Source organism: Bradyrhizobium sp. USDA 3364, from assembly GCF_054056355.1.
The window spans coordinates 5,390,788-5,407,874 of the sequence record NZ_JBSRYG010000002.1 but is presented as its reverse complement, the minus strand read 5'-3'; the positions used below and the strand labels follow the sequence as shown (position 1 = coordinate 5,407,874).

The following is a 17,087-nucleotide window of genomic DNA, read 5'->3' as shown; positions in this document are numbered from 1 at the left end:
GGAGGCCCAAACGCGTCGCCGAACACGACGCCGCCGCCATTGACGTTCTTGAAGGTGGCATTGCCGGCCGAGCTGGTGTCTCGGAAGATCGTGAAAGCACCATTCGAATTGAACACGGCCGCGGTACCCGCGGTGCTGCTGTCGCGAAACTCCGTGATGCCGAAATTCCGGTTGATGATCGTCGCGGTCGACGCCGTCGTCGAATTGTAGAACGTCGTTGTGGCGATCCCGTTGAAGCCGTCGTTGACGATCTTGGTGATTCCAGCCGTATTGGCATTGACGATGTCGAATTTGCCGTCGACGGCGACCTCGCCGATGATCGACGCGGTGCGGCTGGCGTCGCCAAGTTGCAGCGTCGCGCAATCGCAGATCGAGGTGCCGCCGCGTATAGGTGTTGGTACCCGTCAACACCACGCGGCCGAGGCCGCCCGAATTGTCCAGCACCGTCAGCCTGCCGGAGCCGTTGCCATCGGCGATGTTGCCGGCGATCGTGAGCGTCACGCCGTTGGCGTCGATCGCGCTGCCGATCGCCGACGCGTTGATCTTGAAATTGTTGCCGAAGGTCAGGTTGCCCAGGCCATCGGCCTGGAACGAGGCGTTGTCCAGCGTGACCGTACCTGACCCGACCGACTTGTTGTTGGTGACGACAACGGTCGTATCGACCACCTGCGTGCCGCCGGTGTAGGTGTTCGCGCCCGAGAGCTGAATGTTGGAAAACCCGGACGCGGACGAGTCGATCAGGCGCAGGATCCCAGCGCCGGCGCCGTCGGCGATCACGCCCTGGAGATTGACCTGGGCGCCGTTCGCATCGACGGTGCCGCCGGCCGCGTTGACCGCGATGGCGTTGGAGAAGGCCACGCTCGAGACTGTCGGCGACTGCATCTGGAACGTGCCGCCGTTGAGCGTGATGCTCCCGGTGCCGACCGAATCCGCGTTCGTCACCTGCACCGTGCCCGCCGAGATCACGGTGCCGCCTGAGTAGGCGTTGGTGCCCGCGAGCACCAGCGTGCTGTTGCCGAGTTGCTGTACCATCGCCGGCCCGCCAATGCCGTTGGTGAGGTTGGCGTTGATGGTGATGGTCTGGCCGTTGTTGGCCTGGTTGATCAGGCCGCCGGTCGGACCTGACACGCTGAAGCCGACCGGATTGCCGTTGATCGTGTAGGACTGCGAGTTGGCGATGAAGGTCCAGGAGCCTGGCAGCATCAAGCCGGGCCCAATGGTGACCGTCGCCGATCCCGATGAATCGAAAATGGCTGATTGGTTCGGGAGGATCGGCGGCGCGCCGGACGACGTGGTCGACCAGTTGGTCGGCAGTTCGTAGACGTCGGTACTCGTCGAGCTGCCGGCGCCACCCCAAGTGTAGCTCTGGGCCCGGGCGGAACCGAGCGGTAAAACGATCAGGATGTAAAGCGAGAGCGCAATTGCGCATCCCCGCAGCCGATATCCCACTGAAAAAAACGACAAACCAAAATGCACGTGCACTGCCCCCAAACGCTCTACGGCGCTCTTGGGGTCAAGTTAGCATGCAGCGAACCGCGAGGTTGCTGATTGTTGCCGAATCCTCCGAGCCAGCGTCAGGGAATCAAAGTTTCGGGCGATCTGTTGTACCCGCGCAACGTTCAGAGCACCGATCTTCGCAACCAGCGCACGATTTGTCGCACCTTCAGGCGTTCGGCGACGGCTCGCTGGCCACTTCCAGCAATTGCGAGCGGCGGATGCGCTCGCGATGCGCGGTGTAGAGGCCCGAGGCAACGATGAAGCCGGCGCCGAGGATGGTCCAGCTGTCCGGCACTTCGCCGAAGATCAGGAAGCCGAGGATGCTGACCCACAGCAGCTGCGTATAGGAGAACGGCGCGAGCACCGAGGCATCGCCGTAGCGGAACGCCAGCACCACGATCCACTGTCCAACCGTCGACGCAACGCCGATCAGGATGCCGAACATGATGTCGTGCCAGCTCGGCGTGACCCAGACGAACGGCACCAGCGCGCTGACGATGGCGACGCCGACGATGGACGAATAGGTCATCACCGTGACCGGACGTTCGCTGCCGCTCATCATGCGCGTCAGGATCAGCGTGCCGGCCCAGGCCAGCGCCGAGACGATCGGGAAGATCGCGGCGGGATGGAAGGCGCTGGTGCCCGGCCGCAGGATGATGAACACGCCGGCGAGGCCGACCGCGGTCGCGATCCAGCGTCGCATGCCGACCTTCTCGCCAAGGAAAGCGATCGACAGCGCGGTGACGAACAGCGGCGAGACGAAGCTGGTGGCCGAGGCCTCGGCGATCGGCAGGAAGCCCAGACCCGTGATGAAGACCAGGGACGAGCCGAGCAGCGCGGCGCCACGCAGCACGTGGAGGCCGGGTCGGCTGCTGCGCAGCGCGAACAGCGGCGTGCCCGGCAGCATTGCAGGCGTCATGATCAGCGCGAACACCAGGAAGCGGATCCAGGCGATCTCGATCGAAGGCAGCGAAGACGAGAGATATTTTGCGGTGACGTCGGATGTGCCCAGAAACACCGTCGACAACAGGATCAACGCAATGCCCTTGAACGGCCGGTCGGTGCGGGCCGGCGCTTTACTCGCCAGGCTTGTCGTTGCGGGCGCAGTCTTTGCGGGCAATGAAAGAGGAACGCTGTCCAGCCTGGCGGCTACGGCGGCGGGGGGCGGTGTCACGGCAATCTCGAAGGCAAAATAAGGGGAATCTGCTGTTCGCACAAAACGCCAATTCCGCCGCGAGAACAATGCCCGAAAACGGGACTCCGATATGCGTCAGTGCGCGCGACGGCCCGCCGCAGCCGCAATGCGGCCGCAACTGCAACAGTTTGTTAACCCCTGTATGGAGCGGAGCGGTGAGAACCTCGCGAATTTGCGGGACTCTGGATTGTTGCATGACGCGTCCCTTTAAAGCATCGGCAGCGAGCGCGGCTTCGGCCCGCGCGGGAACGCTTCGTCGAGTGCGGCGATCTCGGCACCGCTGAGCTTCAACGTGCCCGCTGCGGCATTCTCCGCCGCATGCTCCGCACTCGACGCCTTCGGAATCGCGAGCACCGACGGCAGCCGCGTGAGGAAGCTGAGCGCGACCTGGCGCGGCGTTGCCTTGTGCGCCCGCGCGATCGATTGCAGCACCGTGCCGGCCCTGGTCGACGGCGAGGGAAAATCATTGTGGCCGAACGGCGAGTAGGCGACGACGGCGACGCCATGCTGCTCGCACCACGGGATCACGGCGTGCTCGATGGCCCGCTCCTGCAGATGGTAGAGCACCTGGTTGCAGGCGATCTTGCCCTCGCCTGCCACATCGAGCAGTTCGTCGAGATCCTCTACATCGAAATTGCTGACGCCCCAGGAGCGGATCTTGCCTGCCGCGATCAATTCGTCGAACGCAGCCACCGTCTCGGCGAGCGGAGTGGTTCCGCGCCAATGCAACAGATAGCAATCGAGGCGATCGATCTTCAGCCGCTTCAGCGAGCGCTCGCAGGCGGTGATAGTGCCCCGCCGCGAGGCGTTGCTCGGCAGCACCTTCGAGACCAGGAACAGCTCGTCACGCCGGCCGGCGATCGCATCCGCGATCACGAGCTCGGCGTCGCCATACATCTCGGCAGTGTCGATATGCGTCATGCCGGCGTCGATGCCGCGCTTCAGCGCAGCGACGGCCGCCTTGCGGTCGCCGCGATCGAGATACCAGGTGCCCTGCCCGATCACCGAGACCTGCGGGTCGTTGTTGCCGAATTTTTTTGTCTGCACGATCGCCTCGTTCTGCGTGGTTGGCATCTCGCCCCGCGCAGAACGATAACGGAAACGGGCAACGATGTCTCCACACCGTCGAGATCACCACTCCATTCGATGTCACAACATCGTCGTCCCGGCGTTCGCCGGGACGACAGCCCTTTGGCGCGCCCTCGCGCTTATGCTAGCAGCGCGGATCCTCCGATCCGCGCCTTCTTGCTGGCATTACGTGCCATCAAACGTTGAGGTTCATCCACACCGCCTTCGGCTCGGTGAAATTGTCGAGCGCGGCGGTCCCGTGCTCGCGGCCGAGGCCGGAATCGCGTTCGCCGCCCCACGGCAACCGCACATCGGTGTAGCCATAGGTGTTGATCCACACGGTGCCGGCGCGGGCCTTCTTGGCGAAGCGCTGCACGCGGCCCATGTCGGCGCTCCAGACGCCGGCGGCGAGGCTGTAGGCGGTGCCGTTGGCGATGCGCAGCGCATCGGCCTCGTCCTTGAACTTGATCACGCTGACGACGGGACCAAAGATCTCCTCCTGCGAGATCCGCATCTCGTGCGCGACATTGGCGAACACCGCGGGGCTGATGAAATAACCGCGATCGCCGACGCGCGCACCGCCGGTGGCGAGCTGCGCGCCCTCGTTCCTGCCGATCTCGACATAGTCGAGGATCGAGCGCATCTGCTTCGCGGAGATCACAGGCCCGAGCGCGGTGGCGCGATCGGCGGGATCGCCGATGCGCAAGCTTTCGGCGCGGGCGACCAGGCGCTCCACGACCTCGTCATAGGCCTTCTCCTGCACCAGCACGCGGGAGCCGGCCGAGCAGACCTGCCCGGCATTGAAGAAGATGCCGGCGGCCGCGGCCTTGGCGGCAGCGTCGAGATTGGCGTCGTCGAAGATCACATTGGCGGACTTGCCGCCGAGCTCGAGCGAGACGCGTTTGAAGTTGCCGGCGGCACCCTTCATGATGCCGCGGCCGACGCCGGGCGAGCCGGTGAACGTCACCTTGTCGACGTCAGGATGATTGACCAGCGCGTCGCCGACGACGCGGCCGGGTCCGGTCACGATGTTGAGCACGCCCTTCGGCAAGCCGGCCTCGAGCGCGAGTTCGCCGATTCTGAGCGCCGACAGCGAGGTCAGCTCGGCCGGCTTCATCACGACCGTGCAGCCGCCGGCCAGCGCCGGCGCGAGCTTCCACATGCCGATCATCAGCGGGAAATTCCACGGCACGATCGCGGCGACCACGCCGACCGGCTCGCGCACCGTGTAGGTCAGCGCATCGTCGCGCGTCGAGACCACGTCGCCGCTGATCTTGTCGGCCCAGCCGGCGTAATAGGTCAGCGTGTCGATGGCGGCCGGGAAATCCTGCCGCAGCACGCCCGCGATCGGCTTGCCGGCATCGAGGCTCTCGAGTGCCACGATCTCGTCGGCGTGCTGCTTCAACAGCTCGGCCCATTTCAGCAGGATGTGACCGCGCTCGGCGGCGCGCATGCTGCGCCAGCGGCCTTCGAAGGCGCGGCGGGCGGCCGCGACCGCACGATCTACATCCGCCTCGTTGCCTTCGGCGACCGTCGCGATCACCTGCTCGGTGGCGGGATTGAGCGACTTGAAGGTGTTTCCGGACAGCGAGCGGACGCGGACGCCGTCGATCAGCAGCAGTTCATCCCGAACGGTCGGGGCGCGGCGGGCGTCGCGTTCAAAGTCATATGCAATCGACATCATATTTCCTCCTGGTATTGTCCTTCAACGTAGGAGGCTTTGATCAGCAGTAAATATGATATCTTGTACCTATTGGTATGCCAGGATATGAAGTAAGCTTCATAAGTGGTGGCCACGATGCTGCAGATCGAGATCGAGACCGTCTGGCGCTTTCGGAAAGAGAACTCACCGCAGACCGCGGTCGTGATGCTCGGCATCCTCAACGAGATCAGGAAGACCGGGAAGATCACCAGCGCCGCCAGCGACGCGCATCTGTCCTATCGCCATGTCTGGAACCTGATCGAGCAATGGTCAGAATTCTTCGGCGTACCTCTGGTGGAGACCCAGCGCGGCAAGGGCTCGAAGCTGACGCCGTTCGGTGAGAAGCTGGTGTGGGCCGGCGAGCGCATGCAGGCGCGGCTCGGCTTGCAGCTCGAGAACCTCGCGCAGGAACTGGTCACCGAGATCAAGCCGTTCCTCGAGCAGCGGCCGCAGGTGATCCGGGTCCATGCCAGCCACGGCTTTGCGGTGTCCAAGCTGCGTGAGTTCCTCGATCGCGCGAGCGGCGTCGGCGTCGATTTGCGCTATGTCAGCAACCAGAACTCGCTGGTCTCGCTGGCGCAGGGCGCCTGCGACCTCTCCGGCGTGCATCTGCCGCGCGGCGAGCTGCGCGCGCAGGGCATCAAGGCCTGCCGCGAATGGCTCGATCCGCGCGAGGACCGCGTGATCAATTTCGTGACGCGCGAGATGGGCCTGATGGTCAAGCGCGGCAATCCGCTGAAGATCACCACGCTGAAGGACCTGGTCGACCGCAAGGCCCGCTTTGTCAACCGCGATCATGATTCCGGCACAAGGCTACTGTTCGATCAACTGCTGGCGCTGCACAAGATCCCGGCAAGCCGGATCAGCGGCGCGCAGCAGATGGAGTTCACCCACGCCGCGGTCGCAGCCTACGTCGCGAGCGGCATGGCGGATGCGAGCTTCGGCGTCGAGGCGGCCGCGCGGCAGTTCGGGCTCGATTTCATCCGCCTGCTCACGGAGGATTACTTCTTCGTCTGCAAGCGTGCGTTCCTCGAGACCGAGCCGATGCAGCGCGTGCTCGACATCATGAAGAGCAGCGAGTTTCACAAGGCCGTGGGCGCGCTTCCCGGCTACGTCGCCTCGCTGACCGGTGCCGTCAGCGGCGTGAAGGAGTTTCTCGAGAAGATGCATTCCGACCGCTGATCAGCGGCGCTGGGCGACGCCGGCGCGCGACGATCAGCCGAGCCCGCTGATGTCGGCGACCAGCACCGATCCGGTCACCGATTCCGTGATGTAGAGGCGGTCGCGGTTGGCGCCGCCGATCGCGACATTGGTGCAGCTCTGTCCGGCACAGGACTTGATCCGCGCGATGCACTCGCCGTTCGGCGCAAACACGAAGACATGGCCGAGCGAGGCGTGCGCGACGAACAGCCGCCCGGCCCTGTCCATGGTCATGCCGTCGGGCCCGCTAGGGCCGAACAGCGAACAGAAGCGCCCGACCTTCGAGACGTTGCCGTCCTTCATGAACGGTGCGCGCCACACCGCATTGTCGCGTGTCATCGCGACGAACAGCACCGCCTCGTGCGGATCGAGCACCAGGCCGTTCGGGCTGATCCCGGTATCGATCAGGCAATCGAGCGCACCGCTCTCCCGCAAGCGATAGACGCGGCCGGTCGGATCATGCAGTCCGGTCTGGCCCTGGTCGGTGAAATAGATGTCGCCGTTCGAGGCGATGTGCAGATCGTTGCAGCCGCGGAACGATTCCGAATTGCGCGAACGTAAGAGCGCCGTGACCTTGCCCGACCGGGCATCGAGTTCCATCAGCCCGTGCCGATAGTCGGCGATCAGGATGCGGCCCTTGGCGTCGATCTTCAGTCCGTTCGGCCAGCCGTCATATTCGGCGACCAGCGACCATGATTTGTCAGGCGCGATCCGAAAGACGCGGCCGAACGGGATGTCGACGATGTAGAGATTGCCTGATGCATCGAACGACGGTCCCTCGATGAAGCAGTCGGTCACCGCACCCGGCCGGTTGGCATCGGCCCATTCGCTCGCCACCTTGCGGCGGAATTCGGCGGGAACAGCGGAGAATATCTCGGTCGGGATCAGTTTCGGCGGCGTTTCCAGATACATCATTGTTGGTTCACTCGTTGGCGGAACAGGCGAACCTTAGTTGCTTGCCTCTGTCATTGCGAGCGCAGCGAAGCAATCCACCTATCCGCTTGCGCGATGCCGGATTGGCCCCGCCCGCAACGCCGCTTACGCCGCGCCGTAGGCTTCCGAAATCATGTAGCCGGACAGCGTGCCGTAGGCCGCGGTCCATGCGGCTGCAACATCAGGCGTCCAGGCTTCGCCGAGGCCCTTCTCCAAGGTCCACAGCAGCGCGCCGCCGACCACCGGATAATGCTCGGGCTTGGCGCCATAGCTGACGTGACGTTTGGCGAGAGCACTCGCAACCGGCAGGATCGTGTCGAGATTTCTCAGCCCGTTGACGACGACGGCGAGCGTCGCCATCAGCTTCTTGCGCTGCTCCTTCATGTCGGCCGGAAACATCGCCTTCACGGTGGGCGCGACTTCGAACAGGCGATCGTAGAAGATGACGGCAGCTTGCTCCGAGATCGGCGCAACCTTGCCAAAGCTTTCCTGAACCAGCTTGTTTTGGGCTGGATTCATCTCAACTCTCCTCGGTTCTGAAATGAATTCTGAAATGACTTTGCAAATGCGAGCATTGGTAGCCGCATCCGGCGTTTCGGTTCAAAGCAAGCGCGCCTGATACTGACGTCATCATCAAGCCGCCTCGACGAAGCTGTGGCGCTCATAGAGGAATTCGAGCACGCGCTGCCGGCACTTCAGGTAGCCGGGGTTGGTCGCGAGCTCGAGCCGCTTGCGCGGGCGCGCCAGCGGCACATCGAGCACCTCGCCGATCCGCGCGCTCGGGCCGTTGGTCATCATCACGATGCGGTCGGACAGCAGCACGGCCTCATCGACGTCGTGGGTGATCATCAGGATGGTGTTGCCGAGCTTCTGGTGCAGCGCCATCACCGAATCCTGCAGATGCGCCCGGGTCAGCGCGTCGAGCGCGCCGAACGGCTCGTCGAGCAGCAGCACCTTCGGCTCCATCGCGAGCGCCCGCGCGATGCCGACGCGCTGCTTCATGCCGCCCGAGATCTCGCTCGGCCGTTTGTCCCTGGCATGCGCCATCTGCACCAGGCTGAGATTGTGCATCACCCAGGCATCGCGCTCGGCCCTGCTCTTCGTTTTGGCAAACACCTTGTCGACGCCGAGCTTGACGTTCTCGTAGACGGTGAGCCACGGCAGCAGGCTGTGGTTCTGGAACACGACGGCGCGATCCGGCCCCGGCGCATTGACCTCGCGGTTCTCCAGCAGCACGCCGCCATTGGTGGCGCCGGTGAGGCCGGCGACGATGTTGAGCAGGGTCGACTTGCCGCAGCCGGAATGGCCGATGATCGAGACGTATCCGCCCTTCTCGATCGTCAGGTTGATGTCCTTCAACACCTCGGTGGTGGCGTTGCCGCGGGTGAAGGTCTTGTCGATGTGGTCGAGCTTCAGATAGGCCTGCATGACTTGTCCCCTCAGTTCGCCGCCGTGCCGCGGGTGACGATCTTGCCCATGCCCGCGATGAGGCGGTCGAGCACGAAGCCGATGATGCCGACATAGAACAGCGCCAGGATGATCTCGCTGATGTGCGAGGAATTCCACGCATCCCAGATGAAGAAGCCGATGCCGACGCCGCCGATCAGCATTTCGGCTGCGACGATCGCAAGCCACGACAGGCCGATGCCGATGCGCAGGCCGGTGAACATGTAGGGTGCGGCCGCCGGGATCATGATCTTGGTGAAGAACTCCAGCGGATTGAGCTGCACCACGGCGGCGACGTTGCGGTAGTCCTGCGGGATGTTGCGGATGCCGACGGCGGTGTTGATGATGATCGGCCACACCGAGGTGATGAAGATGACGAAGATCGCCGAGGGCTGGCCGTCGCGGAACGCGGCGAGCGACAGCGGCAGCCAGGCGAGCGGCGGGATCGTGCGCAACACCTGGAACAGCGGATCGAGCCCGCGCATCGCCCAGACCGACTGTCCGACCAGCGTGCCGAGCGCGATGCCGGCGATCGCCGCGAGCGAGTAGCCGTAGGCGACGCGCTGCAGGCTGGCGGAGAGATGCCAGAACAGGCCCTTGTCGATGCCGCCATTGTCGAAGAACGGATCGAGGATCAGCTCCTTGGTGTCCTTGAACACCTTTGACGGTGGCGGCAGGCTCGAGCCGGCGCGCCGGCAGATCAGCTCCCACACCACGAGCAGCAGCGCGACCACGATCAGCGGCGGCACGACGCGCGCGGCGGTCTCCTTCGCCATCCTGGCGTAGGCCTCGGCGCGCGGCGCGCGCTTCGGCGTCATGGTCACGACCGGCGCCGCAGCGGTGGCCTGCGGGATCGCCACCGCTGACACTTCGGTCTTCATGGCAGGCATCGACATTGACAGATGATCTCCGTGGTCAGGCGACGGGCCGCGCAAGAGAGCGCGGCCCTGTCGGGCTCAGACATCGATACGCTTGATGGACAGCGACTTCAGATACGCGGCGGGATCGGCAGGATCGAACACCTTGCCGTCGAAGAAGGTCTCCTTGCCGCGCGAGGTCGAGGTCGGGATCTCCGATGCCGGCACGCCAAGCTCCTTGGCGGCCTCCTTCCAGAGATCCTCGCGGTTGACCTTGGCAATCAGCGCCTTGGTGTCGAAGCCCGCCTCATACTTGCCCCAGCGGATATCCTCGGTCAGGAACCAGAGGTCGTGGCTCTGATAGGGATAGGAGGCGTTGTCCTTCCAGAATCGCATCTGCTGCGGCGAGTTCTCGACCACGCGGCCGGTACCGTAGTCGAACTTGCCCTTCATGCGGTCGGTGATGTCCTCGACCGGGCAGTTGATCCACTGCCGCTTGGCGCAGATTGCTGCGGTCTCCTCGCGGTTCTCCATCTTCTCGCACCACTGCTGGGCTTCCATCACGGCCATCAAGAGCGCCTTCGCGGCCTTCGGGTTCTTGTCGACCCAGGCGGCGCGCAGGCCGAACGATTTCTCCGGATGCTTGTCCCACAGCTCGCCCGTGGTGATCGCGGTGTAGCCGATCTCCTGGTGGATCAGCTGCAGATTCCACGGCTCGCAGACGCAGAAGCAGTCCATGGTGCCGACCTTCATGTTGGCCACCATCTGCGGCGGCGGCACCACGATGGTCTCGATGTCCTTGTCGGGATCGATGCCGCCGGCGGCGAGCCAATAGCGGATCCAGAGATCATGCGTGCCGCCCGGGAAGGTCATCGCGGCTTTCACCGCCTTGCCGGAGGTCTTCTTCTTCTCCAGCGCCGCCTTGAACGGCGCGGTGTCGATGCCGACCTTGAGGTCGGCATATTCCTTGGCGACCGAGATGCACTGGCCGTTCAGATTGAGCCGCGCCATGATGTACATCGGCGTCGGCTGATTGTTCTGCGTCACCTTGCCGGCCGAGATCAGATACGGCATCGGGGTCAGAATATGCGCGCCGTCAATGCCGTTGCCCTCGGAGCCGAGCACGAGATTGTCGCGCGTGGTGCCCCACGAAGCCTGCTTCTGCACCTCGACGTCGGGCATGCCGTATTTGGCGAAGATGCCCTTCTCCCTGGCGACGAACAGCGGCGAGGCATCGGTCAGCGCGATGAATCCGAGCTTGGCGCCCTTCACCTCGGGACCCGAGCCCTGTGCGAATACACCGGCGGGAAAGTTGAGCCTGGCTGCTGCGAGCAGCGCGGCGCCGCCGCTGGTTGCCTTCAGGAGCCGGCGACGGCTGATCGCACGGCTCGGGGGCGTGTTGGTGGGCTTGGTCATCGATCGTCCTTTGCGTCGTTGCGTTGCGGTGTTGCGTCTGTGCGTCGAGCACCGTCCGTCGGGTAGCGACGCGCGCAGGGCGCAAAAGGGCGTGCACCGGGGAGGCCCCGGTCTGGTGGCGTCAGCAATCCGATGGGGTGGCCTCGAGGGACGGCTTCAATGGCGTCGGAACTTGGCTATTCAAGCCTTGTGCCAAGCTACCGCACTGCAAAAATTGGTTTTATTGCAAAGTCTTGCGCAACCTGTCGCAGCGCGCGCGGGCTTTCCGCGCGCTCCTAAAATTTGCTGCTCGCTCAATTGTTGTGCGACGCACAAGGATTGAGCAGATGAACGCGACGATAGCAATCAGGCGTCTTCGCTGACCTTGGTGCCGAGCGGTGCGGGCGCCATTCCGCCACCGGGCTTCACGCGGAATTCGTAGGTCATCAGGCTCCACGGACCATCCGAGCGCTGGCCATCGGGCATCACGGGATCGGTGCGCCGCTCGACCTTGGCGATCAGTTCGTCCTTCACGCCGAACACGACGTCGGAGTCGATGTACTTGTCGCCCTCGACGAACACATGCGTGATCAGCGGCTCATAGCCCTTGGCGTTGACCAGGAAATGCACATGCGCCGGCCGCATCGGGTGGCGGTTGGTCTGCGTGATCATCTGCCCGACCGGGCCGTCGGTCGGGATCGGATAGCTGCACGGCACGATGGTGCGGAAGTAGAAGCGGCCATCGGCATCGGTGATGAAGCGCGCCCGCGACGACGGACCTTCGGTGGCGTAGCTCGGTTTCTGCGAGTCATAGAAACCATCGTCGTCCGCATGCCAGATGTCGACCGGCACATTGGCGAGCGGCTTGCCGTCGAGATCGGTGACGCGGCTTTGCACGAACATGCGCTCGCCGGGCAGGCTTGCCGAGACGTCGGTGCCGTGCGGCGTCACCTTGTGCTCGCCGACATAGAACGGGCCGAGCACGGTGGTTTCGGTGGCGCCGTCGCGATCCCTGTGGTTGACCGCATCGACCAGCATCGACACGCCGAGCACGTCGGACAGCAGGATGAACTCCTGGCGGATGTCGGTGCACTTCTGCCCGGTGCGGGTCAGGAAGCCGATCGCGTGGTCCCACTCCTCGAAGGTCAGATCTGTCCTGCGCACATAATCGTGCAGCGACTTCACCAGTTCCTGCAGCAGGAACTTGGCCCTAGGATCGGGGGTCTGGTCGAAGCTGCGGATGACGGCGGCGGTGAGCTCGGTTTCGTTGAACTGGGTCATCTCGGCGTTTCCCTTGGCGTATTCCCTGGGCCCGTTCAGGGCGCGATTGCAAGGGCGAGCGTACACCACCGGCGCTGCACCCGTAAGCGGTGCCGGATTGGTGAAACGGACACTTTTCGGCTATCAAGGCTGCCTTGCAAGCCGGAGAAACGCCTGATGCTAGCCCCCACGCCTGCCTCGCCCGAATCCGCGGGAATGTCGACCACAGCGCTGAACCGCCTCGAAGCACACCTGAAGAGCCGCTACATCGAGTCCGGCCGCTTTCCCGGCACCCAGCTCCTGATCTACCGCCGCGGCAAGATCGTGCATTCCACCGTGCAGGGCTTTGCCGATCTCGAGCGCAAGGTGCCGGTCAAGGACGACACCATCTTCCGCATCTATTCGATGACCAAGCCGATTACCTCGGTCGCCTTCATGATGCTGGTCGAGGAAGGCAAGGTCGCGATCGACGAGCCGGTCGCCAAATACATTCCGGAATGGAAGAACCTCGGCGTGTTCGTCGCCGGCACCGCGCCTGCCTTCCTGACCCGCCCGCCGAGCCGGCCGATGCAGATCGTCGACCTGCTGCGCCACACTTCGGGCCTCACCTACGGCTTCCAGCAGCGCTCCAATGTCGATGCCGCCTATCGCGAGAAGAAGATCGGCGAGGTCATCAAGGCCGGCACGCTCGACAGCATGATCGAGGATCTGGCGAAGATCCCGCTGGAATTCTCACCGGGCGAGGCCTGGAATTACTCGGTCTCCACCGACGTGCTCGGCTATCTCGTCGGCAAGATCTCAGGGATGCCGTTCGAGCAGTTCCTGAAGGAGCGCATCTTCAAGCCGCTCGGCATGAACGACACCGACTTCTTCGTGCCGGCCGACAAGGCGCACCGCTTTGCCGCCTGCTATTCCGCCGATCCGCAGGGCGGCTTCAACCCGCTCGCCGCCGAGCGCAAGGGCACGCTGACGCTGCAGGACGACCCGGCGACCAGCTCGTTCCTGTCTCCGCCCTCGCTGATCTCGGGCGGCGGCGGGCTGTGCTCGACCGCGGCCGACTATCTGACCTTCTGCCGTGCGCTGCTCAATGGCGGCGAGCTCGGCGGCGTCCGCCTGCTCGGCCCCAAGACGCTGAAGCTGATGACCTCGAACCATCTGCCCGGCGGCGTCGACCTGCCGGCGATGTCGCGCTCGATGTTCGCCGAAGCCGCCTATAACGGCATCGGTTTCGGCCTCGGCTTCGCCGTCACCATGCACCCGGCGCAGACGCTGATCGCGGGCAGCCCGGGCGAATTCAACTGGGGCGGCGCGGCGACGACGTCGTTCTTCATCGATCCGGCCGAAGAGCTGATCACCATCTTCATGACCCAGGTGCTGCCGTCGAGCGCCTATCCGCTGCGGCGCGAGCTGCGCACCATGGTCTACGCCGCGATCACCGAGAGCAATCTCTGACCAAGGGCTCTTCCGCGGCGTAAGGCGGGCGCCGCGGAATTTTTCCGATAACCAGCTAATTTCTTTGGCGAACTTTTCCCGCTTCCCCTAGGCTCACGGCAGATGGGCGGCGACCCGGGGACTTCGTGCCGAAACTGACATTGCCAGTGCGTCTCGTGCTGCTGGTTGCGGGAACGATGTTGCCGCTGATCATTTTCGCCGTCGGCATCGTCTTCCACAACTATCAGCGCGACCGCCAGGCCGCCACGCAGCGCGTGCTGGAGGCGGCGCGCAGCATCCGCCTGCTGCTCGATGCGGAAATGCAGCGGATGACCGGCGGGCTGCAGGTGCTGGCGCTGACCAACTCGCTGCGCAACAGCGAGTTCGACAATTTCCGCCGCGTCGCCGCCGGCTTCATCGACCAGTACGGCAAGGACGGCGTGGTGCTGGTGGCCGACCGCCGAGGACGGCAGGCGTTCTCCTCGCTGACACCGGACACCGCGAGCCTGCCGCCGCGCAACAATCTCGATATCGTCGAGAAGGTGTTTGCGACCCGGCAGCCGCAATACTCCAACCTGTTCTTCGGCAAGGTGAAGCAGCGTCTGATCATCACCGTCGAGGTACCGGTGATCCGCGACGGCGAGGTGCTCTACGACATCTCCTTCAGCCCGCCGATCGAGGTCTTCCAGTCGATCATCGAGAAGCAGCGCTTGAACCAGGACTGGACCATTTCGATCTTCGACAGCGACGGCGTCAACCTGGCGCGGGTGCCGAATCCGCAGGAGACCATCGGGCAGCGTGCCGCGCCGTCGCTGACCGCCGAAATGTTCAGCCGCAACGAAGGGACGCTGCCGAGCGTATCGCTCGAAGGCGTGGCGCTGATCACCGGCTTCACCCGGTCGCGCGTCACCGGCTGGACCGTCGCCGCCGGCATCGCCGAGAACTCGCTGGTGGCGCCGCTGTGGCGCTCGCTTGCGATCACCGCCGTGATCGGCGGCGTCCTGCTCATGGTCGGCCTTGGCTTTGCGGTTAGGATGGCGACCACGATCGCGCGCGGCGAGAAGCTGCACGACCTCCTGATCGAGGAGCTCAACCATCGCGTCAAGAACACGCTGGCGATCCTGCAATCGATCGCCACGCAGACCTTCCGCAGCGCGAGCCGCGCCGAGCGCGAGAAATTCGAGGGACGGCTCGGCGCGCTCGCCGAGGCGCACAATTTGCTCTCGACCGACAAATGGCAGGGCTCCGACCTCCAGGACGTGGTCAGCCGCGTGGTGCAGCCGTATCTCCTGAACACCTCCGAGCGGGTCAGGATGTCTGGGCCGCGCGTGCCGCTGTCGCCCCGGCTTGCTCTGATGCTGTCGATGCTCCTGCATGAGATGGCGACCAATGCGGCCAAATATGGCGCGCTGTCCAACGACACCGGCACGGTGATGCTGAGCTGGGAGATCCTGGAGGAAAGCGCCCAACCGAGGCTGCGGATGACCTGGGCGGAGGCCGGCGGCCCGCCGGTCACGGCGCCGGTCCAGCGCGGCTTCGGCTCCCGCCTGATCGAGCGCAGCGCCCGCGACCAGCTCGGTGGCGAAGCCACCGTGGACTTCCTGCCCCAGGGCGTCGTCTACACCGTGACCAGCACCCTCGAAACCGGCGATTGACGGGGCAGTAGTGGCCACTCCTGCGACATCTTGGCATGCAAGTTGCTAAGATGGGGCGGGTTCGGCCGGCAAGAACACCGGCAAGAGACAGGGGGAAGTCATGTCGACCATCGCAGCGGAAGCCACAGTGGCGCGCAAGCCGCTCTACACATCACTGTTCGTGCAGGTGCTGGTCGCGCTGCTGCTCGGCATCATCATCGGCATGACCGCGCCGGATTTCGCGATCGGGCTGAAGATCTTCAGCGATGCCTTCCTGAAGCTGATCTCGATGATCGTGGCGCCGATCGTGTTCTGCGTCGTCGTCCACGGCATCGCGGGCGCTGGCGACCTCAGGAAGGTCGGACGCGTCGGCGTCAAGGCGCTGGTGTATTTCGAGGCAATGACGACGGTCGCGCTGGTGGTCGGCCTGCTGCTCGCCTATCTGTTCGGGCCGGGTCACGGCATGAACATCGATACCTCGACGCTGGACGCCAAGGCGCTCGGCAACTATGCCAGCAACGCGCAGAAGCTGAAGGGCGAAGGCATCGGCAGCTTCCTGCTCAACATCATCCCGACCACCTCGTTCGACGCGTTGTCGCGCAACGACGTGCTCCAGGTCCTGTTCTTCGCCATCATCTTCGGCGTCAGCCTGGCGCTGGTCGGCGGCGAGAAGGGTGAGCGGATCTCCTCGTTCATCGACGCGGTCTCGACCGTGCTGTTCCGCGCCATGGGCCTGATCGTGCGTTTCGCGCCGATCGGCGTGCTCGGCGCGGTCGCCTACACGGTCGGCAAATACGGCGTCGGCTCGCTGAAGCAGCTGCTGTCGCTGGTGGCGCTGTTCTACGTGTCGGTCGCGATCTTCGTGCTCGGCGTACTGGGCGGGGTGATGGCGCTCGCCGGCATCAACATCCTCAAGTTCCTCGGCTACCTGCGCGAGGAACTGATGATCGTGGTCGCGACCGCATCCTCCGACGCAGTGCTGCCGCAGGTGATGCGCAAGCTGGAACATTTCGGCGTCAAGGATTCGGTGGTCGGCCTCGTGATTCCGACCGGCTATTCCTTCAACCTCGATGCGTTCTCGATCTACCTGACGCTTGCAGTCGTCTTCATCGCGCAGGCGACCAACACGCCGCTGTCGTTCGGCGACCTGCTGCTGGTGCTCGGCGTATCGCTGATCACCTCGAAGGGCGCGCATGGCGTGCCGGGCTCGGCGATCGTGATCCTGGCAGCGACGCTCAATGCGGTGCCGAGCATCCCGGCAATCGGCCTCGTGCTGGTGCTCTCGGTCGACTGGTTCATCGGCATGGCGCGCGCCGTCGGCAATTTGATCGGCAATTGCGTCGCCACCGTCGTGGTCGCGGCATGGGAAGGCGACCTGGACCGTGACAAGGCGCGTCGCGTGCTCGAAGGCGCCGAGGCGGTGGACGTGACCGCCGGCTGAGCCGCGGCACGGGATCGGCAGCGTCCCG

At 64.5% G+C, this 17,087-nt stretch carries 16 protein-coding genes and 1 pseudogene; 7 read left to right on the top strand and 10 right to left on the bottom strand.

Translation table 11 applies throughout. The features are described 5' to 3' along the window. The first annotated feature begins 231 nt into the window (after positions 1-231). Positions 232-621 (top strand): hypothetical protein, encoded by a 390-nt coding sequence (locus ACVILL_RS25510; protein ID WP_456731552.1) that lies wholly within the window; start codon positions 232-234, stop codon positions 619-621. Between the two features lie 85 nt (positions 622-706). Then, the gene (locus ACVILL_RS25505; protein WP_456731551.1) at positions 707-982 is read left to right on the top strand and encodes a hypothetical protein; all 276 of its coding nucleotides are present in this window, start codon (positions 707-709) and stop codon (positions 980-982) included. On the opposite strand, the pseudogene ACVILL_RS25500 reads toward ACVILL_RS25505, so the two are convergent. Next, positions 973-1,032: pseudogene (locus ACVILL_RS25500) on the bottom strand (hypothetical protein); the annotation flags it as partial. The gene ACVILL_RS25505 and the pseudogene ACVILL_RS25500 overlap by 10 nt on opposite strands. Positions 1,033-1,171: 139 nt before the next feature. Between ACVILL_RS25500 and ACVILL_RS25495 the strand changes: the two are divergent. Then, on the top strand, positions 1,172-1,321 hold the full coding sequence (locus ACVILL_RS25495) for a hypothetical protein (protein ID WP_456731550.1): 150 nt from the start codon (positions 1,172-1,174) through the stop codon (positions 1,319-1,321). 342 nt (positions 1,322-1,663) lie between these two features. Here the strand turns inward: ACVILL_RS25495 and ACVILL_RS25490 are convergent, their stop codons facing one another. The 3 genes from ACVILL_RS25490 to ACVILL_RS25480 all read right to left on the bottom strand — a co-directional run bounded on the left by ACVILL_RS25490 (position 1,664) and on the right by ACVILL_RS25480 (position 5,441). Beyond that, a complete protein-coding gene (locus tag ACVILL_RS25490) occupies positions 1,664-2,617 on the bottom strand; it encodes a DMT family transporter (protein WP_456734361.1) in 954 nt (317 codons plus the stop codon). A 282-nt stretch (positions 2,618-2,899) separates the two neighbouring features. After that, the gene (locus ACVILL_RS25485; RefSeq protein ID WP_456731549.1) at positions 2,900-3,766 is read right to left on the bottom strand and encodes an aldo/keto reductase; all 867 of its coding nucleotides are present in this window, start codon (positions 3,764-3,766) and stop codon (positions 2,900-2,902) included. A gap of 190 nt (positions 3,767-3,956) precedes the next feature. Beyond that, positions 3,957-5,441 carry an aldehyde dehydrogenase family protein gene (locus ACVILL_RS25480; protein ID WP_456734360.1) on the bottom strand — a complete coding sequence of 495 codons (1,485 nt, stop codon included), beginning with the start codon at positions 5,439-5,441 and terminating at the stop codon, positions 3,957-3,959. Positions 5,442-5,558: 117 nt separating this feature from the next. On the opposite strand from ACVILL_RS25480, the gene ACVILL_RS25475 reads away from it, so the two are divergent. Continuing rightward, positions 5,559-6,644 carry a substrate-binding domain-containing protein gene (locus tag ACVILL_RS25475; protein ID WP_456731548.1) on the top strand — a complete coding sequence of 362 codons (1,086 nt, stop codon included), beginning with the start codon at positions 5,559-5,561 and terminating at the stop codon, positions 6,642-6,644. Between the two features lie 33 nt (positions 6,645-6,677). On the opposite strand, the gene ACVILL_RS25470 is transcribed toward ACVILL_RS25475, so the two are convergent. From ACVILL_RS25470 to ACVILL_RS25445, 6 genes are all read right to left on the bottom strand, one after another. Next, on the bottom strand, positions 6,678-7,577 hold the full coding sequence (locus ACVILL_RS25470) for an SMP-30/gluconolactonase/LRE family protein (RefSeq protein ID WP_456731547.1): 900 nt from the start codon (positions 7,575-7,577) through the stop codon (positions 6,678-6,680). Positions 7,578-7,700: 123 nt separating this feature from the next. Beyond that, positions 7,701-8,114 (bottom strand): globin family protein, encoded by a 414-nt coding sequence (locus ACVILL_RS25465; RefSeq protein WP_456731546.1) that lies wholly within the window; start codon positions 8,112-8,114, stop codon positions 7,701-7,703. A gap of 114 nt (positions 8,115-8,228) precedes the next feature. Further along, the gene (locus tag ACVILL_RS25460) at positions 8,229-9,023 is read right to left on the bottom strand and encodes an ABC transporter ATP-binding protein (protein ID WP_456731545.1); all 795 of its coding nucleotides are present in this window, start codon (positions 9,021-9,023) and stop codon (positions 8,229-8,231) included. Between the two features lie 11 nt (positions 9,024-9,034). Beyond that, the gene (gene ntrB, locus ACVILL_RS25455; RefSeq protein ID WP_456731544.1) at positions 9,035-9,937 is read right to left on the bottom strand and encodes a nitrate ABC transporter permease; all 903 of its coding nucleotides are present in this window, start codon (positions 9,935-9,937) and stop codon (positions 9,035-9,037) included. 60 nt (positions 9,938-9,997) lie between these two features. Then, on the bottom strand, positions 9,998-11,314 hold the full coding sequence (locus ACVILL_RS25450; RefSeq protein WP_456731543.1) for a CmpA/NrtA family ABC transporter substrate-binding protein: 1,317 nt from the start codon (positions 11,312-11,314) through the stop codon (positions 9,998-10,000). 345 nt (positions 11,315-11,659) lie between these two features. Next, positions 11,660-12,574, bottom strand: coding sequence for an intradiol ring-cleavage dioxygenase (locus ACVILL_RS25445; RefSeq protein WP_456731542.1), 915 nt, complete (start codon positions 12,572-12,574; stop codon positions 11,660-11,662). Between the two features lie 156 nt (positions 12,575-12,730). On the opposite strand from ACVILL_RS25445, the gene ACVILL_RS25440 reads away from it, so the two are divergent. The 3 genes from ACVILL_RS25440 to ACVILL_RS25430 all read left to right on the top strand — a co-directional run bounded on the left by ACVILL_RS25440 (position 12,731) and on the right by ACVILL_RS25430 (position 17,059). Further along, entirely contained in the window at positions 12,731-14,005 is a 1,275-nt protein-coding gene (locus ACVILL_RS25440; RefSeq protein ID WP_456731541.1) for a serine hydrolase domain-containing protein, read from the top strand. 125 nt (positions 14,006-14,130) lie between these two features. After that, the gene (locus ACVILL_RS25435) at positions 14,131-15,639 is read left to right on the top strand and encodes a sensor histidine kinase (protein WP_456731540.1); all 1,509 of its coding nucleotides are present in this window, start codon (positions 14,131-14,133) and stop codon (positions 15,637-15,639) included. Between the two features lie 100 nt (positions 15,640-15,739). Beyond that, the gene (locus tag ACVILL_RS25430; protein ID WP_456731539.1) at positions 15,740-17,059 is read left to right on the top strand and encodes a dicarboxylate/amino acid:cation symporter; all 1,320 of its coding nucleotides are present in this window, start codon (positions 15,740-15,742) and stop codon (positions 17,057-17,059) included. Positions 17,060-17,087 lie beyond the last annotated feature (28 nt).